Source organism: Amycolatopsis pithecellobii (genome assembly GCF_009707865.1).
In the GTDB taxonomy this organism is placed as follows: domain Bacteria; phylum Actinomycetota; class Actinomycetes; order Mycobacteriales; family Pseudonocardiaceae; genus Amycolatopsis_E; species Amycolatopsis_E pithecellobii.
The window spans coordinates 1-21,479 of sequence record NZ_WMBA01000075.1 but is presented as its reverse complement, the minus strand read 5'-3'; the positions used below and the strand labels follow the sequence as shown (position 1 = coordinate 21,479).

Below are 21,479 nucleotides of genomic sequence, written 5' to 3'. Positions count from 1 at the left end.
GGCCGAATCCGGACCCCAGGAGGAAACCCATGGATCACACCCCGAGATCCCGCGGCCTCGGCCGCCGCGCACTGCTGCAGGCCGCGGTCGGCACCCCCGCCGCGGTCGCCGCGTCCTCGCTGGCCCTCGGCAACACCGCAGCCGAAGCCACCGAGTCCGCCCACCCGGCCGACCCGAGCGCCGCCCGCTTCACGCTCGCCGTCATGCCGGACACTCAATACCTCTTCGACGAGGGCGGCACCGACCCCGAACCGGTGCGCGAGTCGCTGCGATACCTGCTGCGGCGGCGCCAGGACGACAACATCGTCTTCATGACCCATCTCGGCGACGTCACCGAGCACGGCACTGAAGCCGAAATGGCCTCGGCCGACCCCGTTTTCCGCACCATAGAAGGAAAACTGCCATGGAGCGTGCTCGCCGGCAACCACGACGTGTCCGGTGACGACCAGCGCGGCGACACCCCGTTCCTGCGTACCTTCGGTCCCCGCCGCTTCGCCCGCTCCAGCACGTTCCGCGGCGCCTCCCCGGACGGCTACAACACCTACCACGTCTTCCGCGCCGCCGACCGGACCTGGCTCGTGCTCGCGCTGGACTGGCGCACCTCCGACGAGGGCCTCGCCTGGGCGCGGCAAGTGCTCGACCAGAACCCCGGCGTGCCCACGATCCTCACCACCCACGACATCGTCTCGCCGAACGACGACGGCAGCGCGACGATCTCGGACAACGGCCGGCACCTGTGGGACGGCCTGATCCGGAGCTACGACCAGATTTTCCTCGCCATGGGCGGCCACTACTGGCCCGCCGGCCGAACGGTCCAGACCAATGAACACGGCAACCCGGTGCACCTGCACATCACCAACTACCAGGACCGCTACTACGGCGGCGCCGGCATGATCCGCTACTACACGTTCGACCTGGCCACGGGCGCCATCGACGTCGAGACGTTCTCACCGTGGTTGCTGGAAAAGCGCAACCCGTCCACGCTCGAAGCCGAAACCCGTGAGCTGAGCGGCGATGTCGACCGCTTCACCGTCGAGCTCGACTTCCACCACCGCTTCCCCGGCACGCCGATCCCACCGCTCCCACCGAATGCGGTGCTGCTGCCCGGCACCGTCGCCTACTGGCGTTTCGACGGCAAGGACGGCGACGCCGCCACCGCCGCACGGGACCTGAGCGGTCAGGGCAACGACCTCACCGTCCAGCGGATCGGCACCAGCGGACCGGACGTGCTCAAGTACTCCGCCGAGTTCCACGAAGCCCAGCCCGCGCACGGCAGCGTCCGATTCGACGGCGCGAAGAACCGCGGCGCGGTGCTGCACACCAGCGCGAGCGCGCCGCTGGCCACCATGAAGTTCCAGAACGGCTACACGCTCGAGACGTTCATCAAGCTGCCCGAGCCGTTCGAGGGTGACCATGCCTGGATGGGCATTTTCAGCTGGGAGGGCCGTGCCGGTGACGCGGGCAAGGACGGCGGCTGGTCCCCGGATGACGCGCCGTGCAGCCTCAACGTGACCAGCGAGCGGTTCCTGCAGTTCGTCGTCTACCCGGTCAACCAGAACGACGACCCGACCTGCTGGAGCCACGCCCTGCCGCCCGGACGTTGGACGCACGTCGCGGTCGTCAACGACGGCCACCACACCGCGATCTACGTCGACGGCTCGAAGATCGCCCGCAACGCGAGCCTGGACTCGAACGGGATCAGCACGGTCGGCAAACCCTTCGCGATCGGCGGCACCCAGGGCGGCGGCCGGTACGACCAGGGCTTCTACGGCTGGATCGGCGATACCCGGATCGTGTCGCGGGCGCTGCGGCCCGATCAGTTCCTCACCGCACGGTGACGCCACGCCACCCGCGGTAGGAACACCTGCACGAGCGGGCCGATCGCGACGACGTACAGCACGGTCGTCAGCCCGATGCTGCCGCCGAGCAGCCAACCCGTTGCCAGCACGAGGATTTCGATCACGCTGCGCACCAGCCGGACGGAAAACCCGGTCCGCGCGACCAGGCCGGTCATCAGGCCGTCTCGCGGACCGGGGCCGAGCCGGGTGCCGATGTACAACGCGGTGGCGAGCGCATTGAGCACGATGCCGCCGACCAGCAACGGAATCTGTGTCCTGAGGCTGTGTTGTTGCGGGAGCACGGCACGCACGAGGTCCACGACGGCCGAGGTGAGGATGACGTTGAGTACCGTGCCGATTCCAGGCCGCTGCCGCAGCGGGAACCACAGCAGTAGCACCGCGACGGCGGTCAGCGCGGTGACCGTGCCGAACGTGAGCCCGGTGCGTTTCGTGAGCCCGTCATGCAGCACGTCCCATGAGGCGAAACCCAGGCTTGCCCTGGACATCATGGCCGTGCTGGTGCCGAAAAGAATGAGGCCGAGCAGCAGTTGCGGGAATCGGCGCTGGGGGTTGACGTTCGCCCGTACCGGACCGAGTTCGATAGAAGCCACGGTGTGATCGTGCGGGGTGCGTGCCTGGTGAGCCAGACCCGCTGAGCAAAACTTGACCATCCGGCGCACTGTCCACAGTGGCCAGACATGACAACAGCCGGTGCGCCGGATGGAATCTCCGGCGCACCGGCTGTCGGTTGTACCGCCAGGATCCGCCGGCACCGCCCCTCGACGTGCCGGCGGATCCTGCGGCTAGGCGCGCATCGTGGGCGTGCTCGGCGCGGTGAGCACGACCTGAGGCGTGCCTGTCGGTCCCGGCGCCGCGAGGGCAACGCGGCACCGGGACCAGAGCCCGGACCGGCCTGACACGGTCGGCCGTCCGGGAAGCTTGTTGGAGTGCATATGGTGCCCTTCGTGACCAAGCCGGCCGGGAGTCACGGCGATCGGCGAAGGCAAGCCGGCTGATGGGGCTGCCTACTTTGGTCGGCTTGGAAAACCCTCAGTGCTGAAGTTGATCTTGTTTTGGGCGCGGGCCGCCCGTGAAGCCGAGGCGGCGTCAGTCGGGAGACGTAGTCGGCAACGCCGCTTCACGGCTGTTGCCTGCCTGCGCGTGCCTGCGGGGAACACCTATCGGCGCCGACTGCGCGACGCCGCCGCGGGCACCCAGAATCGCCAGCGGGTGCTTGGAATTGTTGCCTGTGTCGTGCGCCGCGACGGCGCTGCCGAACTGCCCGCCCGGCGTGCTCGGCGTGGGCGCGGGCGGGTCCGTCATCGCTTGTACCGGGTTTTCGGAAACGGGTGCCTGCCGAACCGGCGGAACGGCGGCCGGCCGCGCCGGTTGCTGCTTGTGCCCGACGGGTGGCTGCGACGCGACGGTCACCGCGCGCACCGGCGCGGGCCGCGGAACCTGCCGCAGGACGGGTTTTTCCGTGACGACTGGGTCGACGCGGGACTGTGTGGTGGTCTTGTGCTTTTCCGGGGCCGGCGCCGTGGTTCGGGCGGGCGCCGACGTGACCGGTGCGACAACGGTCTTGGTCGTCTCGGTCACCGTGGTCGTGACGGTGCTGGTCACCGTGCTGACGGTCGTGTGCACCGTGGCGGTGAGCTCCTGCACGGTGGTCGTGACCGTGGTCAGCAGGCCGCCGAGGAGGCCGCCGGCCTGTCCCGCGGCGGGCCGGTCAGCCTGCGGTGGCTCCTCGGCCGAGGCCACGGCACTGCCGAGCAGTCCGGCGAGCAGCCAGCCGGCGAACGCGAAACCCGCGACCAGCAGAACCCTGCCCCACGACGGAACGAGGCGCTGCGGGACCTCCGCATCCCTCACGCCATCACCACCATCCGGGGCAAGTGCTCAATTGATCTTGTCGATGAACTGTTCGACCTGGTCATCCACTGTATGGAGCAGGCCCCATTTCTAGCACCGGTGGCGAGTCTTTCACCTCTACGGCGTCCGATCCACCCCAGACGGCCGAACGGAGCCACCGGCTTGCGTCCATCTAACCAGACAATGATCACTGTGGGTAGCACCGTGCGCGGGTACAAATCGGGTTCGTCGCTGAGTATGACTACTCAATTTCTCTGTGAGCTGCACTTTTGCTGGAGCCGGATTGCGAAATGTCGCGTCGCAGTCACGTGGAGTAGTTGTCGGGGCGGAAAGGTGAACGACATGGCGGAGGTCGATTTCCGCGACCTGCTCGAGCGCGCGATCGGCGGTGACGAGCGGGCGTGGCGAATCCTGGCGCCCGCGTTTTCCGCGCTGGTGCTGGGGATTGTCCGGTCCTACCGGCTCGGGGACACCGACGCGTCCGACATCTATCAGCACACCTGGCTCAAGCTCCTGCAGTGGCCGGCCGGCCTGCGTGACCCGGCGCGTCTGCCGTCCTGGCTCGCGACGACGGCGCGCCGGCACGCGCTGCACCTGCTGAAGGCGCGGCGGCGGGAGTTCCCCGGCCCGCACCAGGAACCCGCCGATCCGGCGCACTCACCTGAACAGGAGCTGCTGGCCGCCGAGCGGGATCGCGTGCTGTGGCGAACGGTCGAACGCCTGCCCGACCGGCATCGCGACCTGATTCACCTGCTGTGCGGCGATGACCGGTTCACTCACGCGGAAATCGCCGCCAAGCTGGGCATCCAGGCCGGATCCGTCGGCCCGTTGCGCCGTCGCGCGCTCGACGGCCTCCGCCGCGCACTGGAAAAGCAGGGCTACCACCATCCTTAGCGCAGCTTGTGCAGCCGCGCGACGGCTTCGTCGAGCACCTCGTCGCGCTTACAGAACGCGAACCGCAGCAAGTGCTTCCACTCGTCCGGATGGTCGGTGAACACGCTGACCGGTACCGCGACCACCCCGGCCCGCTCGGGCAGTTGCCAGGCGAGTTCGGTCGCGTCCGCATAACCGAGCGGGCGTACGTCCGCGCAGACGAAGTACGTGCCCAAGCTCGGATGCACCGTGAACCCCGCCTCCGCCAACCCCGCGGACAACCGGTCACGCTTGGCGGACAAGGAATCCCGCAGCCCGTTGACCCACGGCAGCTCGTGGTCCAGCGCGTGCGCGACGGCCGGTTGCAGCGGGCCACCCGAGACGAACGTGATGAACTGCTTCGCCGCCTTCACCGCACTGACGAGTTCCGGGGTCGAGCAGACCCAGCCGATCTTCCAGCCCGTGCAGTTGAACGTCTTGCCCGCGCTGGAGATCGACACCGTGCGCTCGCGCATCCCCGGGAACGTGGCCAGCGGGTGGTGCGCCGCCTCGTCGTAGACCAGGTGTTCGTACACCTCGTCGGCGATCGCGATGATGTCGTTCTTCACGCACAGATCCGCGATCGCGGCGAGTTCGACGTCGCTGAGCACGGTGCCGGTGGGGTTGTGCGGCGAGTTGACCAGGATCGCCCTGGTCGCGGGCGTAATCGCGGAGCGCAGGGCGGCGATGTCGAGCACGAATCGGCCGTCCTGGCCGGCCACGAGTGGCACGACGCGCCGGGTGGCGCCGGCCATCGCGACCGCCGCGGGATACGAGTCGTAGTACGGCTCGATCACGATCACCTCGTCGCCGGGCTCGGTCAGCGCCAGTACCGCCGCGGTGATCGCCTCGGTCGCACCGGCCGTCACGAGGACCTCGGTGTCCGGGTCGTAGTCGAGCCCGTAGCGCGCTCGATGCCGGGCAACGGCGGCACGCAGCTCGGGACGGCCGGGACCGGGCGGGTACTGGTTGGCCCCGCCGTACAGTGCGTCCTTCGCCGCGTCGAGCATGCCCTCGGGGCCGTCGGTGTCCGGGAAGCCCTGGCCGAGGTTGATCGCTTCGGTGCGGACCGCGAGCGCCGTCATCTCGGCGAAGATGGTCGAAGTGAACGGTCGCAGGCGGGGGACGAGAGCAGGTACGCGCATAATCGACGATCCTCACGGACAATGGGGGTGTGGAGCAAACAACCCTTGCCGCCCCGCCCGGCGGCCTTGCCGATGAGCAGGCGAAACGGCGTGGGTTGCGGAAGATGAAACTGGTCGCCCTCTCGTTCTTGGCCGGGGCGACGATCGTGTTCGCACTCACCAGCTGGGCGGAGGCCGCGGGCTGGACCGGCTGGGTCGGGTACGTGCGGGCGGCCGCCGAAGCCGGGATGGTCGGCGCGCTGGCCGACTGGTTCGCCGTGACCGCGCTGTTCCGGCATCCGCTGCGGATCCCGATCCCGCACACCGCGATCATCCCGAACAAGAAGGACGCGCTGGGCTCGAGCCTCGGCGACTTCGTCGGCACGAACTTCCTGTCGGAACAGGTGGTCAGGGACAAGCTGGGCCGCGCGGACATCGCGCGCCGGCTGGGGGAGTGGGTTTCCCAGCGCGACAACGCCGAACGCGTGACCTCCGAGCTGGCTACGGTCGTGCGCGGCCTGGTCACGGTGTTGCGGGACGAGGACGTGCAGGCGGTGCTGGAGCAGGCGATCGTGCGCCGGATCGTCGACCAGCCGTGGGGGCCGCCGCTGGGCAAGCTGCTGGAGCAAGTGTTCGCCGACGGTGCGCATTACAAACTGGTGGACCTGGTGTGCGACCGGGCATACGAGTGGGTGCGGGACAACCACAACACGGTGCTGCGGGTCGTGTCCGAGCGGGCGCCGAGCTGGTCGCCGAAGTTCGTCGATGCAATGCTGGCCGACCGCGTGTACGGCGAGGTGCTGTCGTTCGCGTGGGCCGTGAAGACCGACGTGAACCACCCGATGCGCCTCGCGCTGGACAAGTTCCTCGGCGAGTTCGCCCAGGACCTGCAGAAGGACCCGGACACGATGGCGAGGGCCGAGCTGGTCAAGCAGCAGATCCTCGAGCACCCCGATGTGCAGCGGTTGATCGGTTCGGCATGGACCACGGCGAAGAGCATGCTGTTGACCGCGGCCGAGGACCCGTCGAGCGAGCTGCGCCGTCGGGTGCGTGACGGCCTGGTCACCCTCGGCGAGCGCCTCACCTCCGAAGATCCGTTGCGCGCCAAGGTGGACGGCTGGATCGAAGGCGCGGCAGCGTACCTGGTCACCAATTACTCCCGCGAGATCACCACGATCATCACCGACACCGTGGAGCGCTGGGATGCCGAGGAAACCTCGCGCAAGATCGAGCTTCAGGTGGGCCGGGATCTACAGTTCATCCGCATCAACGGCACGGTCGTCGGTGCCCTCGCCGGGTTGATCATTTACTCCATCGCCCAGGCGGTTTTCTAGAGCAGGACCCAACCACCGTCGACACAAATGGTCTGGCCGGTGATGAAACCGCTGTCGGGGCCCAGAAGAAAGCTGACCGCGCCGGCGATGTCCTCGGCGAGACCACGGCGCTGCAGCATCTGGTTGCGCAGCGTCTTACGGCGCGCTTCTTCCTGATCTGGGAAGGATTCCAGCTCCTCCTCGGTCTGGATCGCGCCCGGCATCACGGAGTTGACGCGGATCCCGCGTGGTCCGAGCTCACGGGCGAGCGCGCGGGTGAAGCCCAGGATCCCGGCTTTCGTTGTCGTGTAGTGCAATGACTGCGGCGCGCCGAGCTTGGCCAGCACGCTGCTGACTGTCACGACCGCACCGCCGTCGCGCCCACGCACGCCGCCGAATGCCCGGCGGGAGCACAGGAACGCGCCCTTGAGGTTCACCGCGGACACCCTGTCCCAGGCGTCTTCGGTGATCTCGTCCCACGGCAGCCGTCCGGTCGCGGCGGCGTTGAGTACAAGCGCGCCGACCGGGCCGAGTTGCTGCTCGCAGTCGGTGAACATGTCCTCCACCGCGCCGGCATCGGTGATATCCGCGGCGAACACGGCGGCCACCCCGCCGCCGGACCGGATGTCCTCCGCGACTTCCTTGGCCTGTGCGACCATGCCCCCGTCGGGATGGCTGTTGATCGCGACTGCCAGCCCGTCCCTGGCCAGGCGGCGTGCCGAAGCGGCGCCGATCCCGCGGGACGCGCCCGTCACCAGTGCGACGCGCATCAGGCACCTCCGGAAAATCGATGGGGATGGCGGCCGACGGCAGGCACGTCGGCGGCATACAGCAGCCCGCCGCCCGGCTCGCCTTCGTTGCGTGCCGTCGTGATGTACAAAGTGGACAGATCAGGACCGCCGAACGCGCAGCTCGTCGGACATTCCGTTGGTACGTCGACGATCGCGGTGGTCTGGCCGGTTTTCGGGTCGAGCCGCCACACTTCGCCCGAGCCCCACACGGCCAGCCAGATGTCGCCGTTCGCGTCGACGGTCAGCCCGTCCGGAAGGCCGGTCTCCGAGGGGACCTGGCACAGCAGGCGCGGCTGGCCGACCTCGCCCGAGCCGAGGTCGAACGCCCACGCGATGACGGTGCCCGCCGTGCTGTCCACGTGGTAGAGCACGCGGCCGTCGGGCGACCAGTCGATCCCGTTGGACATCGAAAGTTTGTCCAGGTGTGTGGTGACTTCCGTGCCGTCGAGGCGGTACAGCGCACCGCGCCGGCTCCCGTCGCGCACGGCTGATCCGGCCCAGCACCGGCCTTTCGGGTCGATACCGCCGTCGTTCATCGTCACGGGTTCCGCCACGACGTCGGCGAACTGCTCGACGTGACCGGTCGCCGGATCCAGCCAGCCGAACCCGGATGTGGTCACCGCGAGCAGCTCCGCGCCGGGGCCCAGTTCGACGGCCGTGGTCAGGGCCGACAAGGCGACACAGCTGTACTTGCCGTCGGGTCCGAGCGTATGTAACCGCTGGCCGGGAACGTCGAGCCAGCGCAGCCCGATCGTCTCGCTCCACAGGGGCGATTCGCCGAGTTCGGACGTCGCCGCGAGCACGGGGCGAGCCTCCGCCGCGACGCCGCGGGCATGCTTTCCGGCCACTGTCACCACCACGGTCGGTTCTCTTGGTGAAATGCTCGTTTCATATTATCAGAGGAGATGCGTCATCCACAGGGGTAAGCCAATAGGCCGCCTGGGTGAACACATCCCGATGCTGTGAGCTGCGGTTTCGGGTAGTTATCCACAGCAAAGGGGGTTATCCACAGGGTCTTCTGTGGGTAACTCACTCGGGGGTCCTCGGTGCGGTCGGTTTGCTCCTCGACACCCGGGGTATTGCCGAAGTCCCGTCCCCGGAAGGAGTGGACCATGAGCAAGGTGCCGACTCTGCGCTCGATCGTCCTGGACTGCCCCGAGCCCGAGCGGCTGGCTCGCTTCTACTCCGAACTGCTGGACTGGGGTGAGCCCGAAGCGGACGGCGATGGGAGCTGGGTCGATCTGCGCGGCCCGGACGGGGTGAAGATCTCGTTCCAGCGCGTCGAGGGCTACCGGCCGCCGGAATGGCCGGGACAGAACGTGCCTCAGCAGTTGCACCTCGACCTGACCGCCGAAGACCTCAGCGCCAGCCGCGAGCGCACGTTGTCACTGGGCGCGAAGCTGCTGGACGCGTCGAACCAGCAGTTCCATGTCTACGCGGATCCGGACGGTCACCCCTTCTGTCTTTGCGTACCCTGACAAGGTGATTTGTCCTAAATGCCAGAATGTCCTGCGTACGGTCGACAAGAACGGGGTGCACATCGAACAGTGCAACGGCTGCCGGGGGATCTTTCTCGACCACGGTGAGCTCGAGCAGATCATAGGTGCGGAAAACGCCTACTACGGCTCACCGCCCCCGTATGCCGGCCCCGGACACCGCGACTCACCCCGCCCGTATCGCGGAGGTTACGCCGATTCGCCACGGCCGTATCACGGCGGGCACCGCCGGCGCAGCTTCCTCGAGAACCTTTTCGACTAAATGCTCGACCCACGGATCTGTCCGGCCTGCGGGGACCGTGCCGACGCGCCGATCGTCGATGTCGCGACGAGGGTGTGCGACCGGTGCGGTCACCGCTGGCCGTTCCGGCGCCTGCCGCTGTTCGCGCTGACCGGGCCCAGCGGCGGCGGAAAATCCACGGTCGGGCCTGCGCTGGCGACGCGCGTCGGTGACCGGGCAGTCGTGCTGGAGCAGGACGTGCTGTGGACCGCCGGGCTGCGCGACGACGTCGACGGGCATCCGCGGTTCCGCGCCACCTGGCTGCGCATGGCGGCGATGATCGCGCAGAACGGCAGGCCGGTCGTGCTGTGCGGCACCGTCGTGCCGCCGGAGTTCGAGGCGCTCCCCGAGCGCGTCCTGTTCTCCGGTATCCACTACCTCGCGCTCGTCGCGGAGCCTGAAGTGCTTGCTCGACGCCTGCGCGCGCGTCCCGCCTGGCGAGAGTGGGACGAGCAACGGATCACCGAAACGCTGGAGTTCAACGACTGGTTGCGCAGGCACGCCGGCACGTTCGAGCCGCCGGTACAGCTCTTCGACACCACCTCGACCGCGATCGATGACGCCGTCCGGCATGCTGCCTCGTGGGTCACCCGATGGTTGCAAGCAGGGTGCTTGCAATAGCTAGCACTCGGGCGTACCGTGGGATTTGTCGCGAGGAGGTGAGCCAGATGGCAGACGAGGGAGACAACCTCACCGGCTCGGGGCCGATCGAGAAGGTCGGTCACCTCGCCTCCGACATCGGTGAGTACATCCGCCAGCAACGCAACAACGCGAAGATTTCGTTGCGGCAGCTGTCGAAGCTCGCCGGGGTGTCGAACCCGTATCTGAGCCAGATCGAACGGGGGGTCCGCAGGCCCAGTGCCGAGATCCTGCAACAGATCGCCAAGGGGCTGCGGATCTCCGCGGAGGCGCTGTACGTGCAGGCCGGCATTCTCGACCAGCCCGCCGGCGGCCCGGTGGCGGACGCGATCCGCGCCGACACCGTGCTCACCGAGCGGCAGAAGCAGGTGCTGCTCGACGTGTACGAGTCCTTCCGCCGCGAGAACAACCAGACGACAGACGTTTCTCCGAAGGAGAGTGAGCATCATGACGAGCACCAGGACCGATGACGTGCGCAAGGCCGTGAACACCGCTGTGGAGCAGCTTCGCACCCCGCTGCTCGCCGCGCTGGGCGCCGGCAACCTGGCCGGCCAGGCCGTTGTCGAGGCGGTCGGCAAGGCCCGCGAGCGGGTCACCGAAAGCAGCGAGGCCGCGCGCAAGAACATCGAGGAGCTGCCCTCCGAGGTGACCTCGCTGCGCGACAAGCTGGACCCGGCCGAGCTGCGCAAGCTGATCGACGACTACACCGAGGCCGCGCTCAAGCTCTACAACAAACTGGCCGAAACCGGCGAGCAGGCCTGGGACAAGTTCCTCGCCGAGCCGCGTGTGAAGGCCGTCCTTGACCAGGTCGAAGGGGTCAGCGCCGAAGCCCGGGGACGGGTCGAAGAGGTGCTCGGGCTGGCTGCGAAGAAGACCCGCGAAGGTGGCGTGAAGGCCGCCGAAGAGGCGGAGGTCGTCGCGGAGAAGGTCGAGGACGCGGCACCCACCAAGCCGGCTCCCGCCACCAAGCCGGCCAACGCCCGCCGCACTACGCCGAAACCCGCCACTGAGAACTGACCGTTCGCGCCCGGCCGGCACCCCGTGTGCAGGCCGGGCCTTTCGTGGCATTCTGGGCATAGGGGGACAGGGCAGGCGAGGCGAAGAGACGTAGGCTGGACAAGTGCCGCTTATCGCGCAATGGATCACGACGGTCATCCACTGGGCCGGAACTCTTGCCGGGCTGGGCGCCTTCTTCCACGCGCTCCTGCAACGCGCGGACGCGTACACCGCTGCGGACCGCAAGACAAAGCCCATCTGGCTGGCCATCACCGGTGGTGGCACGGTCGCGATGGGCCTGTTCGGTTTCGGCGGCGCGGGCAGCCTGTTCTGGCTGGCCGGGATCGTCGCGGTGCTGGTGTATCTCGTCGACGTCCGCCCGAAGCTGATCGAGGTCCAGCGCGGCAAGAACTGGTAGCTGGTTAGCCTCAGAACATGAGGAACTGGACCATTTCGGGAACCCTGACCGCGCAACCGGCAGGGGAGCGCACTGATCTTCTCGCCGAGCCGGTCGTGAAAGCGTTGGCCGCACTCGAAAACGCCGAAGCCGGTGTCGTGGCGATCGACCCGGAGCTCGCGGACACCGCTGCTTTCTGCGACGCATACGGCTCGCCGCTGTCGGCGTCGGCGAACTGCGTCGTGGTTGCGGGCAAGCGAGCGGGCGAAGTTCGTTACGCCGCCGCGTTGGTGCTCGCCACCACCCGCGCCGACGTCAACGGCGTGATCAAGCGCCGCCTTGATGTGCGCAAGGCGTCGTTCGCGCCGATGGACGAAGCCGTCGAGCTGACCGGCATGGCTTACGGCGGCATCACTCCGGTCGGATTGCGCGCCGACTGGCCGATCCTGATCGACAAGGCGGTGGCCGACTCGGCCGAGCTCATCATCGGCAGCGGTATCCGCGGGAGCAAGCTCTTGGTGACCGGCGAGCTGCTCACCTCGTTGCCCGGCGCCGAAGTCATCGAGGACCTCGCCAAGCCGGTCGCGTGATCGTCCGGACGCCGGCGGATCTTGACACCATCGCGATCCGCCGGCTCGCCGCCGGTGAACGGGTCGAGCTCGATGCCCCGCTGCTGAAGACCGTTGCGGCGCAACGCGAGGCCGTGCTCGCCGCACTGACCGGTGCACCGGTGTATGGCGTGAACACCGGGATGGGCAGGCTTGCCGACGTGCCGCTCACCGCCGAACAGCAGGCCGAGCACCAGTCGCGGCTGCTCGTCGGCCGCGCGGTCGGTGGGCCACCGTGGCTGCCGGCAATGGAGGTGCGGGCGCTGTTCGCGGTGCGGCTGCGCGGTTTGCTCACCGCGGAGAGCGGGGCAAGCGCCGATGCGGCACGTTTCCTGGCCGACCGGCTCAACGACGATTTCGTCCCGGCTGTGCCCGCGACCGGAAGTGGTTCGGCAGGCGAGATCATCCCGCTTTCCCATGCGTTCCAAGCATTTCTGGGCCTCGGCACCATGCTCGACGGGCAGTCCGCGGCCGGGGCACTGGCCCGCCGTGGCGTCGCGCCCTACCGGCCAGGCCCGAAGGAAGGCATGACGTTCTTGCAAGGTGCGCCGATCGCGACAGCGCAGGCGATCCTCCGTGCCGCCACCGGAACGGACATCGCCGGGCTGCAAATCCTCGCCACCGCACTGACTGTCGACGCGCTCGGCGCGCCGCGCGGCATCTACCGGCCGGAACTCGCCGGTCCGGATCCGGTGCTCGCCGAGGTGCTCGGGCGGATCCAGGCGCTGACCGAGGGAGGTGCGTCACGCGGAGTCGTGCAGGCGCCGGTGTCGGTTCGCGTTGGGCCGCAAGCGATCGCGCACGCACAGCGGGTGTTCACCGAACTCGCCGAAGCCGCCGAACGCGCACTCGCGGCCCCGACCGACTCGCCGTCGTTCCTCGATGGCGAATTCGTTTCCACAGCGGGATTCCACGCCGTCGAGCTGGGCCTGCGGATGGACGCCGCGGCCGCGGCGCTGGTACATCTCGGCGAAATCAGCGTGCAACGCATGCACCGGCTGCTCGACGAACGGTTCACCGGCCTGCCCGCGCAACTCACCCCCGACCCGGGGCCACACGCCGGTCTGGCCCCGCTGCACAAACGCGCTGTCGGCGAACTGCACGCGCTGCGCCGGTCGGCGACCGCGGCTTCACTCGGCGCGCTCGACACCTCGTCCGGGCAAGAGGATGTGCAAGTTTTCACCCTGGAAGCCGGCGGACAGCTGCGACAGGCGCTCGACCGGCTCCTCGTGATCACCGCTTGCGAGCTGATCACCGCGCACCAGGCGCATATCCTGCGCGGTGAACAAGGCGCGCCCGCATTGCGGGACAGCTACGCGTGGCTCGGCGCGATCGTGCCGCCGGTCGGCGCCGATCGGTCACTCGGCCCCGAGATCACAGCACTTGTGGCTGCGTTGCGTGCTCCACGGTCAACCCCTTCGGCACCGCGAAACGAGTGATCAGCGAGAAGACGCCCTCGCACAACAGGGCCAGCACGATCACCGCGACCCCGCCCGCCAATATCTCCCCGTAGCCGGCGCGTCCCTGCGCGAAACCGTCCACAATGTACCGTCCGAGGCCGCCGCCGTCGTTGACGATCGCGCCGATCGCGACCGTCGCGACCAGTTGCAGGAACGCGACCCGCGCGCCGGCGAGGATCACCGGCAGCGCCAGCGGAAGTTCCATCCGGAACATGATCTGTGCTTCGGTGTAACCGGTGCCGCGCGCGGCGTCCACCGCATCGGTGTCCACGGAGATCACGCCCGCGTAGGTGTTGGTGAACAGCGGCGGAAGTGCCAGCGCGACGAGCGCGATCAGCAACGGCCAGAAGTCGGTGTTGAGTTCCCAGCGGCTGGCGAGGAACCAGAAAAGGATGATCAGCCCGAAACTCGGGATGGCGCGGCCGATGTTGATCACACTGCTCGCGAGGAACGCGCCGCGCCGGTAATGCGCGAGCCACAGCGCGGGCGGGATCGCCAGCAGCGCCGCGACCACCAGCGACAGTGCGGAAAAACCCAGGTGCTCGACAGTCCGATAAGGAATGCCCGCCGGGTCGCTCCAGCTCCACCGATTCGGCTGTCCCAGCCAGTCCCAGGCCTCCGCGAAAATGTTGTTCATGCGCGCGCCTTCTTCCGTGCCCACGGCGCGAGTGCCCGTTCGGATAGCCACAGCAGAAAATCGACCACGACGGCCAGCGCGATCGACAGCACGATGCCGACGATGATCGCCGTCGGGTTGGGTGTCGTGGTCTGGATGCCTTGCCGGATAAAGAACCCGAGCCCGCCCATGCCCAGCATCGAGGTGACGGTGACCAGCCCGATCGTCGTCACCGCGGCCACCCGCAACCCGGCGATCACGACCGGCAGCGCCAGCGGCAACTCGACACTGACCAGCAACCTCGCCCTGGTGAAGCCCATCCCGACCGCGGCTTCGCGGACCTCGGCAGGCACCTGCTGGATGCCGGTCACGATATTGCGCAACAGGATCAGCAATGTGTACGTCGCGAGTGGGATGACCGCCGTGGTGAACGACAGCCCGAAAAACGGGACGAGCAGCGCGAAGGCGCCGAGGCTGGGGATCACGTACAACGCACCCGTGGTGGACAGCGCGACCGGGTAGAACCACCGCCAGCGCAACGACAACACGGCCAGCCCGACCGACACGACCAGCCCGATGGCCAGCGCCGTCGCGGTCAACGCGAGATGTTCGCCGAGGCGCTCCAGGATATGGTCGGCGTTGCGCTCGACCCACCGCCATTCGAACAGCGGCCGGGTGGACTCGGCCAGCACGATCGCACGCACTGAGTGAGCATAGATCGTCGAGCCAGGAGATTTCTCATCATCTGGTTTCTGTCGGTGGGCCCGGTTAGGGTCTTCTCGATCACTCGAACTGGAGGGGGCAAGATGCGCTGGACTAGGGGTCTCAAGGCGGGAGTGCTGCTGGCCGCCGCGGTGCTCGGGCTGGCCGCGTGCGGGGGCGGGGGCAGTAACCAGCAGGACGCAGCGGGCAAGGGCGGGAGCCCGATCGTCGTGGCGTCGTTCAACTTCACCGACAGCCAGATCCTGTCCGAGCTGTATTCGCAGGCGCTCGAAGCCAAGGGCTATCCCGTGACGCGCAAGTTCAACATCGGCTCACGTGAGCTGATCTACCCTTCGTTGAAGTCGGGTGAGCTGCAGTTCATCCCGGAGTATCAGGGTGCCGCGATCAGCACCGGGTTCAACGAGCAGGCGCCGAAGGACGCGGATTCCGAGCACGCCAAGCTCGCCGAGTTGTTCAAGCCGTCGGGGATCGGCCTGCTCAACTACGCGCCCGCGGAGAACAAGAACACTTACATCGTCAAGACGGATCTGGCGAAGCAGCAGGGGCTGACCAAGATCAGCGACCTGAAGAAGCTGGACAAGATCGTCGTCGGCGGCCCGCCGGAATGTGGCACGCGCGCGAACTGCTTCGTCGGTTTCCGGGACACCTACAAGCTGAACGTCACGTTCCAGAGCATCCAGGAGGCGGGCCCGCGCCTCGAACAGCTCAAATCCGGTGCGGTGACGGTGATTCCGGTCGACTCGGTGAGCCCGCCGACCGCGGATCCGTCGTACACGGTGCTGCAGGACGACCTGAACATCGTGGCGACGGAGAACATCGTGCCCGCGGTGAACCAGAAGGTGCTCGACGAGCGTGGTCCGGACTTCGCGGCCGCGGTGAACGCGGTGAGTGCCAAGCTGACCACGTCGGAGCTGCGTGACCTGAACAAGCAGGTCGACGCGGACGGCGACGCGGTCGCGGACGTCGCGAAGGACTGGCTGTCCAAGCAGGGGCTCTCCTGATTACTAGAGTTGGTCGGAGGACCACGACTAATCAGGGAGTGAAGATGGCTCAGGTCACGGCCACCGCGGAGCGCACCATCGGCGCACCGGTGGACAAGGTGCGTGAACTCGTCGCCGACTATGCCGGCACGCGGCCAAGGATCCTGACCGAGCAGTACCGGGATTACGAGGTCACCGCCGGCGGCAAGGGTGCGGGCACCCAGGCGCAGTGGAAGCTGCAGGCCACGTCGAAGCGGGTGCGTGACGTCGCGGCGACCGTGACCGAGCCGCAGCCCGGCACCCTCGTCGAGACGGACGCGAACTCCAGCATGGTCACCACGTGGACCGTGCGGGAGGCCGGTGCCGGCAGTGTCGTGCGCATCGAAACGACGTGGCAGGGCGCGGGCGGAATCGGCGGATTCTTCGAAAAGACGTTCGCCCCGGCCGGGCTCAAGCGCATCTACGATGGCGTGCTCGGAAAGCTCGCGGAACTGGCGTAGGGAGTTCACAGGTGAGTAGCGCGACCGAGGTTCGTCTCGCGGCACGCCCCAAGGGCTGGCCCACACTGGACGACTTCTCCATTGTGGACACTGAGGTGCCCAGCCCCGGCCCTGGCCGGCTGCTGGTGCGCAACTTGCTGATCAGTGTCGACCCGTACATGCGGGGCCGGATGAGTGACGCGGAGTCGTATATCGCGCCGTACGAGCTCGGCGAGGCCATGCAAGGCGGCGCGGTCGGCGAGGTGATCGAGTCCACTGTGGACGATTTCCGCCCTGGTGACGTCGTGCAGCACGGCCTGGGCTGGCGTACGCACGCGGTGCTGGAACCGCAGCACGCGAGGAAGATCGACCCGGATGTCGCGCCGCTCGGTGCTTATCTCGGCGTGCTGGGCATGCCGGGGTTGACCGCGTATGCCGGGCTGCTGGAGGTCGCGCAGTTCAAGGCGGGCGACACGGTGTTCGTTTCGGGCGCGGCCGGCGCCGTGGGCTCGGTCGTGGGGCAGCTCGCGAAGCTCAAGGGCGCCAAGCGGGTCATCGGCAGCGCCGGTTCCGACGCGAAGGTCGCCCACCTGACGGGGGAGCTCGGTTTCGACGCCGCGTTCAACTACAAGAACGGTCCGGTGGCCGACCAGCTCGCGGCGGCCGCGCCGGACGGCATCGACGTGTACTTCGACAACGTCGGCGGTGACCACCTCGAAGCGGCCATCGGGAACGCGAACCAGCACGCCCGCTTCGCGGTCTGCGGCATGATCTCGGCGTACAACGCGACCGAGCCACCTGTCGCGCCGCGCAACCTCACCCGGATCATCGGCTGGCGGATCACCATCCGGGGCTTCCTTGTCTACGACCAGTACCACCTGCGGGACAAGTTCGTCGCCGATGTAGCCCCGATGATCGCGGACGGCAGGCTGCGCTACGAAGAAACGGTGGTCGACGGCATCCGCAACGCCCCGCAAGCGTTCCTGGACCTCCTCGGCGGCGCGAACACCGGCAAGATGATCATCCGCCTCTGACGGCACCGACTGTTCCGGTACGGCGTACGACGTACTCCGCACTCACGCTTCAAGGCGGACGAAAACCGGGCGTGCACAGCTGAAACTGGGCGGCATGTCGATCCAACAGCTGCGGCGCAGCGCCGTGCGCCCGGTCGAGCGGGCCGCCTACCGGGTGGGTGCGGTCCTGTTCGCGAGTGGTCTGGTCCACCTGGTCGTGTTGGTCGCGTCCGGCACTTCGTGGGAAGGGCCGCTGTCCTATCGCAAGGCGATGACGTTCGGCCTGTCGTTCGGGCTCACCCTCGCGACTCTCGCGTGGGCCACGTCTTTCTTGCGCATCAACGAAAAAACCCGCACGGCGCTGCTCGGGGCGTTCACCGTGGTCAGCGTCGTCGAGGTCGCGCTCGTGACGATGCAGGTCTGGCGCGGGGTGCCGTCACACTTCAACTTCGAGACCCCGTTCGACTCGTTCGTGTCGATGACGCTCGCACTCGGCGGGGCGGTGATCATCGTGACAGTACTCGGTTTCACGATCGCCGCACTGCGGTCGACGAGCGGGCTTTCGCCGAGCATGCTGCTGGCTCTGCGATTCGGCCTCGTCACGCTGATCGCGGCCCTGGCCGTCGGCGCGGTGATGATCGCCGACGGTGTCTCACTTTCCCGAGGTGGCCACCTGGAGTTGGCCTACACCACGGCGGGTGCGCTGAAACCGGTGCATTTCGTTGCCATGCATGCCATTCTGGTGATCCCCGCGCTCGCCTGGCTCCTGCGCTTCACCACCTGGACGGAGCGCAAACGCACCCGCGTCATCGCCGCGACCGCCGCCCTCTACGCGGTCGTCATCGCGGGGACCTGGCTGGTGTTCAGCTAGAAAACCACTGTCCGGTTCCCGTGCACGAGGACACGGCTTTCCAGGTGCCATCGCAGCCCACGCGCCAGCGTCACCTTCTCGATGTCCCGGCCCTTGCGCACCAGATCCGGCACCGTGTCACCGTGGTCCACGCGGATGACGTCCTGCTCGATGATCGGGCCCGCGTCCAGATCGGCCGTCACGTAGTGGCAGGTCGCGCCGATCAGCTTCACGCCGCGCCGGTGCGCCTGGTGGTAGGGCCGTGCACCGACGAAAGACGGCAGGAAACTGTGGTGAATGTTGATCGCGCGCCCGGCCCATTCCGCGCACAGCTCAGGCGGCAGGATCTGCATGAACCGGGCCAGGACGATCGCATGCGGGTCGTGCTCGGCGACAAGCTCGCGCACCCGGGCGAACGCCGCGGCCTTGTCACCGTCCGGGAAAGACACATGATGGAACGGGATGCCATGCGCGCGGGTGATCCCGGCCAGCCCATCGTGGTTACCGATCACTGCCCGCACATCCACGTCCAGTTCACCCGCCGCGACGCGACCGAGCAGGTCGTACAGGCAGTGCCCCTCCCGTGACACGAGGATCACCACCCGGCGCCGGACTTCGGTGTCCTCGACCCGCCAGTTCGACTCCGCCGACAATGACGAAGCCACCTCGGCGAACCGTTTACGCAGCTCGTCCACCCCGAACGGCAGCGAATCGGCCCGCACCTCCTGGCGGGTGAAGAACCAGCCCGTGTCCGGGTCCGTGTGGTACGCCGCTTCGACGATCCAGCCCCCGGCGTCTGCGAGGAACGAAGCGACCTTGGCCACGATGCCGGTGCGGTCGGGGCAGCCGAAGGTGATCACATAACGGGGTTCGGGCACCGGTTCATCTTCCCTTGCCGCAGCTCACGGCGACGCGAGGGGCTCCAGCAGCGCCACCTCCCCGGCTACCACCGCCACGCTCGGCCGTCCCCAGACCCGCCGGTAGACCGCATCCGCCGAGCCCTCGATCGTCAGGTCAGGCGCACCCGCACCCGGCGCCGGCGGGACACCCGGCGCCAACCGCACGTTCCACTCCCGCCCGGCGTCCGTCGCCCGCAGGATGACCGTGCCCTCGAACCGGGACCCCGACCAGTCGTCCCGGCCGGGCACCAGCACCGTGATCAGCTCGTCGATGCCGTCCGCCGCGAATTCCGGTGGGAAGACCACGGACGGCGTCGGCGTCAGCGCATGCTCCGCGTCGAGCCGGTGGATCGCGGCCTCATGCGCTTGCCGCCGCGCCCAAGAACCGGCGAACGGCGGATACCCCGCGAAAGGCAGCCATGCCGGCGCGTCCGGATCAGCCAGCCCGTCCAGCATTTTCACCCGCTGCTCGTCCCACCACGACAGCAGTTCAGCCCAATCCGACGGCGGCTGATCGGCCTGCCGATCCGGCGCACCGGCCAGCGCCTTGCCGACCCACGACTGCACGCGACCGATGTGCCTGACCAGCCGGTTAACTGTCCACTTCGGACACGTCGGCACGTCGGTGTCCGGCCCCGCTGCCACCGCCGCCGCACGCAGCGCCGCGCATTGGTCCTGGATGATCGTCAGGAACTCGCCGTGTCGCATAGCGGGAGCGTAGCCGCCGGCCGATCTCGAGCGCGCCGACGAGCAGCAGCGCGAGCGCGAACGACAGCATCAGCCCCCTGCCCGGCGAGTCGGCGAAAGCCGTGCCGCCGACCGAACCGATGCACACGCTGTATGCCGCCCAGATACCCGCGCCGAGTGCGTCGAGCGCCACGAAGCGCAGCCACGGCACGCCCATGCTGCCCGTCGCGAGGCCACTCGCCACCCGCCCGCCCGGCAGGTAGCGCGCCACGACGATCAGCAACGCGTTGTGCCGCGCGACCTGCCTGCGCGCCCATTCGTAGCGGGCTTCACCACGTTCGCCACGTTGCAGCCGTGCCAGCATGCGCGGCCCGGCGCGGCGGCCGATCCAGTGGGACACGCAGTCTCCGGCCAGCGCCCCGATCGCGGCGGCCAGGACCAGCAACGCCAGCCGTGGCAGGTCCGCGCCGAGCAACACGGCGACCGTCACCACCGTCGTCTCGCTCGGCATGAACGGCAGCAGCGCGTCGAGCGCGGACACCGCGAACACGATCAGCCACAGCCACGGTGACGCCAGCGTGCCCCGCAGGAGTTCGCCGATGGCGTCGAGCAGTTCAAACATGAGCGACCTGGCGCACGGTGAACCATTGTGGTCACCTCAGGTCGCGCCGAGATGACGCAGCGCGGTGTACCCGGTGAATAGCTGGCTTCACGCCGGTGCGACGGTGTGCCATGGCACGGTCAGCTCGCCGAGGCGCCAGCGGCGGGGCCCGTCGAGCACCGGCCAGCCGCGCGCTCGCAGTAGTTCGACCGTGCGCAGCCAGCGGAACCGGATGCCGAACGACTGCTGCGGCGCGGCCACCGCCCAGCAATCGTCCAAAAGGGACAGGAACTCGTGCACCGGTTCGCCGGGAACATTGTGGTGGATAAGCGCTTTCGGTAACCGTTCGGCCACTGTGGACGGACGATCGAGACCGCTCAGCTTGTACGACACGGTGAGGCTGAGCGGCCCGCCGGCGGTCAGCGCGAGCCAGGAGCTGAGCCGCCCGATCTCGTCGCAGGTGCCCTCGACGAGGAGCCCGCCGGGCGCCAGCCGGTCGAGGATCAGTTTCCACGCGCCGGGCACGTCTTCTTCCGCGTACTGCCGCAGCACGTTGAACGCGCGGACCACGATCGGCGTGGTGCCGGCCAGTTCGAACCCGCCCCGCCGGAAGTCGAGCCACGGCGGCTCGGCGGCGGGCCGTGCCACGGCGACCCGGTCGGGATCCAGTTCCAGCCCGAGTACCCGGACCCGCGAGTGCACGGCACGGAGCCGGCGCGCGAGTTCCACGGTGGTCACCGCGGAGGCGCCGTACCCGAGGTCGACCACCAGCGGATCCGTCGCGTGCCGCAGCAGGGCGGACACCCGTGGCGACGCGGTGAGCCAGCGGTCCACTCGCCGCAGGCGGTTCGGGTTGGTCGTTCCTCGAGTCGGTGTGCCTACGGCGCCAGCCGCTTCCCCACCAC

The 21,479-nt window shown here is 68.3% G+C and carries 26 protein-coding genes; 15 read left to right on the top strand and 11 right to left on the bottom strand.

The window, feature by feature from the left end; translation table 11 throughout:
* The first annotated feature begins 29 nt into the window (after window positions 1–29).
* Window positions 30–1,838 (top strand): laminin G domain-containing metallophosphoesterase family protein, encoded by a 1,809-nt coding sequence (locus GKO32_RS32835; protein WP_154760798.1) that lies wholly within the window; start codon window positions 30–32, stop codon window positions 1,836–1,838.
* Here GKO32_RS32835 and yczE read toward each other — a convergent pair.
* Both yczE and GKO32_RS32825 read right to left on the bottom strand, forming a co-directional pair.
* Complete coding sequence (yczE, locus tag GKO32_RS32830) at window positions 1,817–2,449, bottom strand: membrane protein YczE (RefSeq protein WP_312868974.1); 633 nt, start codon at window positions 2,447–2,449, stop codon at window positions 1,817–1,819. The genes GKO32_RS32835 and yczE overlap by 22 nt on opposite strands.
* Window positions 2,450–2,945: 496 nt before the next feature.
* The gene (locus GKO32_RS32825) at window positions 2,946–3,710 is read right to left on the bottom strand and encodes a hypothetical protein (protein ID WP_154760797.1); all 765 of its coding nucleotides are present in this window, start codon (window positions 3,708–3,710) and stop codon (window positions 2,946–2,948) included.
* 342 nt (window positions 3,711–4,052) lie between these two features.
* Here GKO32_RS32825 and GKO32_RS32820 point away from each other — a divergent pair, with 342 nt between their 5' ends.
* Complete coding sequence (locus tag GKO32_RS32820) at window positions 4,053–4,604, top strand: RNA polymerase sigma factor (protein ID WP_154760796.1); 552 nt, start codon at window positions 4,053–4,055, stop codon at window positions 4,602–4,604.
* On the opposite strand, the gene GKO32_RS32815 is transcribed toward GKO32_RS32820, so the two are convergent.
* Window positions 4,601–5,767: a pyridoxal phosphate-dependent aminotransferase gene (locus tag GKO32_RS32815; protein ID WP_154760795.1), complete on the bottom strand. Its 1,167-nt coding sequence runs from the start codon at window positions 5,765–5,767 to the stop codon at window positions 4,601–4,603. The genes GKO32_RS32820 and GKO32_RS32815 overlap by 4 nt on opposite strands.
* Before the next feature lie 29 nt (window positions 5,768–5,796).
* Here GKO32_RS32815 and GKO32_RS32810 point away from each other — a divergent pair, with 29 nt between their 5' ends.
* Entirely contained in the window at window positions 5,797–7,080 is a 1,284-nt protein-coding gene (locus GKO32_RS32810; protein WP_312868972.1) for a DUF445 domain-containing protein, read from the top strand.
* Here GKO32_RS32810 and GKO32_RS32805 read toward each other — a convergent pair.
* Window positions 7,077–7,829: an SDR family NAD(P)-dependent oxidoreductase gene (locus GKO32_RS32805; protein WP_154760794.1), complete on the bottom strand. Its 753-nt coding sequence runs from the start codon at window positions 7,827–7,829 to the stop codon at window positions 7,077–7,079. The genes GKO32_RS32810 and GKO32_RS32805 overlap by 4 nt on opposite strands.
* Entirely contained in the window at window positions 7,829–8,698 is an 870-nt protein-coding gene (locus GKO32_RS32800) for an SMP-30/gluconolactonase/LRE family protein (protein WP_154760793.1), read from the bottom strand. The genes GKO32_RS32805 and GKO32_RS32800 overlap by 1 nt, the downstream gene beginning before the upstream one ends.
* A 264-nt stretch (window positions 8,699–8,962) precedes the next feature.
* Between GKO32_RS32800 and GKO32_RS32795 the strand changes: the two genes are divergently transcribed.
* The 8 genes from GKO32_RS32795 (at window position 8,963) to GKO32_RS32760 (ending at window position 13,705) form a co-directional block, all read left to right on the top strand.
* Window positions 8,963–9,328: a VOC family protein gene (locus GKO32_RS32795; RefSeq protein WP_154760792.1), complete on the top strand. Its 366-nt coding sequence runs from the start codon at window positions 8,963–8,965 to the stop codon at window positions 9,326–9,328.
* Window positions 9,329–9,332: 4 nt separating this feature from the next.
* On the top strand, window positions 9,333–9,608 hold the full coding sequence (locus tag GKO32_RS32790; RefSeq protein WP_312868971.1) for a TFIIB-type zinc ribbon-containing protein: 276 nt from the start codon (window positions 9,333–9,335) through the stop codon (window positions 9,606–9,608).
* A complete protein-coding gene (locus tag GKO32_RS32785) occupies window positions 9,609–10,247 on the top strand; it encodes a P-loop nucleotide/nucleoside kinase family protein (protein ID WP_154760790.1) in 639 nt (212 codons plus the stop codon).
* A gap of 47 nt (window positions 10,248–10,294) precedes the next feature.
* A complete protein-coding gene (locus GKO32_RS32780) occupies window positions 10,295–10,735 on the top strand; it encodes a helix-turn-helix domain-containing protein (protein WP_154760789.1) in 441 nt (146 codons plus the stop codon).
* A complete protein-coding gene (locus GKO32_RS32775; protein WP_154760788.1) occupies window positions 10,713–11,282 on the top strand; it encodes a hypothetical protein in 570 nt (189 codons plus the stop codon). Before GKO32_RS32780 ends, GKO32_RS32775 begins: the two co-directional genes overlap by 23 nt.
* 103 nt (window positions 11,283–11,385) lie before the next feature.
* On the top strand, window positions 11,386–11,679 hold the full coding sequence (locus GKO32_RS32770) for a DUF2516 family protein (RefSeq protein WP_312868970.1): 294 nt from the start codon (window positions 11,386–11,388) through the stop codon (window positions 11,677–11,679).
* A gap of 17 nt (window positions 11,680–11,696) precedes the next feature.
* Window positions 11,697–12,248 (top strand): YbaK/EbsC family protein, encoded by a 552-nt coding sequence (locus tag GKO32_RS32765; RefSeq protein ID WP_154760787.1) that lies wholly within the window; start codon window positions 11,697–11,699, stop codon window positions 12,246–12,248.
* Window positions 12,245–13,705, top strand: coding sequence for an aromatic amino acid lyase (locus GKO32_RS32760; RefSeq protein WP_312868969.1), 1,461 nt, complete (start codon window positions 12,245–12,247; stop codon window positions 13,703–13,705). The genes GKO32_RS32765 and GKO32_RS32760 overlap by 4 nt, the downstream gene beginning before the upstream one ends.
* On the opposite strand, the gene GKO32_RS32755 is transcribed toward GKO32_RS32760, so the two are convergent.
* Together GKO32_RS32755 and GKO32_RS32750 are read right to left on the bottom strand one after the other, a co-directional pair.
* Window positions 13,641–14,363, bottom strand: a complete 723-nt coding sequence (locus tag GKO32_RS32755) for an ABC transporter permease (RefSeq protein WP_154760786.1) — start codon at window positions 14,361–14,363, stop codon at window positions 13,641–13,643. The genes GKO32_RS32760 and GKO32_RS32755 overlap by 65 nt on opposite strands.
* On the bottom strand, window positions 14,360–15,046 hold the full coding sequence (locus GKO32_RS32750) for an ABC transporter permease (RefSeq protein ID WP_312868968.1): 687 nt from the start codon (window positions 15,044–15,046) through the stop codon (window positions 14,360–14,362). Before GKO32_RS32750 ends, GKO32_RS32755 begins: the two co-directional genes overlap by 4 nt.
* A 102-nt stretch (window positions 15,047–15,148) precedes the next feature.
* On the opposite strand from GKO32_RS32750, the gene GKO32_RS32745 reads away from it, so the two are divergent.
* From GKO32_RS32745 to GKO32_RS32730, 4 genes are all read left to right on the top strand, one after another.
* A complete protein-coding gene (locus tag GKO32_RS32745; protein ID WP_154760785.1) occupies window positions 15,149–16,066 on the top strand; it encodes an ABC transporter substrate-binding protein in 918 nt (305 codons plus the stop codon).
* A gap of 44 nt (window positions 16,067–16,110) precedes the next feature.
* Window positions 16,111–16,545, top strand: coding sequence for an SRPBCC family protein (locus tag GKO32_RS32740; protein ID WP_154760784.1), 435 nt, complete (start codon window positions 16,111–16,113; stop codon window positions 16,543–16,545).
* Between the two features lie 11 nt (window positions 16,546–16,556).
* Window positions 16,557–17,558, top strand: a complete 1,002-nt coding sequence (locus GKO32_RS32735; RefSeq protein WP_312868967.1) for an NADP-dependent oxidoreductase — start codon at window positions 16,557–16,559, stop codon at window positions 17,556–17,558.
* A 94-nt stretch (window positions 17,559–17,652) separates the two neighbouring features.
* Window positions 17,653–18,408, top strand: coding sequence for a hypothetical protein (locus tag GKO32_RS32730; RefSeq protein ID WP_154760783.1), 756 nt, complete (start codon window positions 17,653–17,655; stop codon window positions 18,406–18,408).
* On the opposite strand, the gene purU is transcribed toward GKO32_RS32730, so the two are convergent.
* From purU to GKO32_RS32710, 4 genes are all read right to left on the bottom strand, one after another.
* On the bottom strand, window positions 18,405–19,265 hold the full coding sequence (gene purU, locus GKO32_RS32725) for a formyltetrahydrofolate deformylase (RefSeq protein WP_312868966.1): 861 nt from the start codon (window positions 19,263–19,265) through the stop codon (window positions 18,405–18,407). The two genes, GKO32_RS32730 and purU, sit on opposite strands and share 4 nt — an antisense overlap.
* Before the next feature lie 24 nt (window positions 19,266–19,289).
* A complete protein-coding gene (locus GKO32_RS32720; RefSeq protein ID WP_154760782.1) occupies window positions 19,290–19,994 on the bottom strand; it encodes a maleylpyruvate isomerase family mycothiol-dependent enzyme in 705 nt (234 codons plus the stop codon).
* Window positions 19,879–20,595, bottom strand: coding sequence for a DedA family protein (locus GKO32_RS32715; protein WP_154760781.1), 717 nt, complete (start codon window positions 20,593–20,595; stop codon window positions 19,879–19,881). The genes GKO32_RS32720 and GKO32_RS32715 overlap by 116 nt, the downstream gene beginning before the upstream one ends.
* 87 nt (window positions 20,596–20,682) lie before the next feature.
* The coding region (locus GKO32_RS32710) for a class I SAM-dependent methyltransferase (protein ID WP_246245079.1) at window positions 20,683–21,479 on the bottom strand (797 nt) is incomplete at its 5' end.

Excerpts from the sequence above, each read along its gene's own strand:
- GKO32_RS32835 (WP_154760798.1), top strand. The coding sequence starts at position 30 with ATGGATCACACCCCGAGATCCCGCGGCCTCGGCCGCCGCGCACTGCTG.
- GKO32_RS32820 (WP_154760796.1), top strand. The coding sequence starts at position 4,053 with ATGGCGGAGGTCGATTTCCGCGACCTGCTCGAGCGCGCGATCGGCGGT.
- GKO32_RS32815 (WP_154760795.1), bottom strand. The coding sequence starts at position 5,767 with ATGCGCGTACCTGCTCTCGTCCCCCGCCTGCGACCGTTCACTTCGACC.
- GKO32_RS32805 (WP_154760794.1), bottom strand. The coding sequence starts at position 7,829 with ATGCGCGTCGCACTGGTGACGGGCGCGTCCCGCGGGATCGGCGCCGCT.
- GKO32_RS32795 (WP_154760792.1), top strand. The coding sequence starts at position 8,963 with ATGAGCAAGGTGCCGACTCTGCGCTCGATCGTCCTGGACTGCCCCGAG.
- GKO32_RS32785 (WP_154760790.1), top strand. The coding sequence starts at position 9,609 with ATGCTCGACCCACGGATCTGTCCGGCCTGCGGGGACCGTGCCGACGCG.
- GKO32_RS32780 (WP_154760789.1), top strand. The coding sequence starts at position 10,295 with ATGGCAGACGAGGGAGACAACCTCACCGGCTCGGGGCCGATCGAGAAG.
- GKO32_RS32775 (WP_154760788.1), top strand. The coding sequence starts at position 10,713 with ATGACGAGCACCAGGACCGATGACGTGCGCAAGGCCGTGAACACCGCT.
- GKO32_RS32765 (WP_154760787.1), top strand. The coding sequence starts at position 11,697 with ATGAGGAACTGGACCATTTCGGGAACCCTGACCGCGCAACCGGCAGGG.
- GKO32_RS32755 (WP_154760786.1), bottom strand. The coding sequence starts at position 14,363 with ATGAACAACATTTTCGCGGAGGCCTGGGACTGGCTGGGACAGCCGAAT.
- GKO32_RS32745 (WP_154760785.1), top strand. The coding sequence starts at position 15,149 with ATGCGCTGGACTAGGGGTCTCAAGGCGGGAGTGCTGCTGGCCGCCGCG.
- GKO32_RS32740 (WP_154760784.1), top strand. The coding sequence starts at position 16,111 with ATGGCTCAGGTCACGGCCACCGCGGAGCGCACCATCGGCGCACCGGTG.
- GKO32_RS32730 (WP_154760783.1), top strand. The coding sequence starts at position 17,653 with ATGTCGATCCAACAGCTGCGGCGCAGCGCCGTGCGCCCGGTCGAGCGG.
- GKO32_RS32720 (WP_154760782.1), bottom strand. The coding sequence starts at position 19,994 with ATGCGACACGGCGAGTTCCTGACGATCATCCAGGACCAATGCGCGGCG.
- GKO32_RS32715 (WP_154760781.1), bottom strand. The coding sequence starts at position 20,595 with ATGTTTGAACTGCTCGACGCCATCGGCGAACTCCTGCGGGGCACGCTG.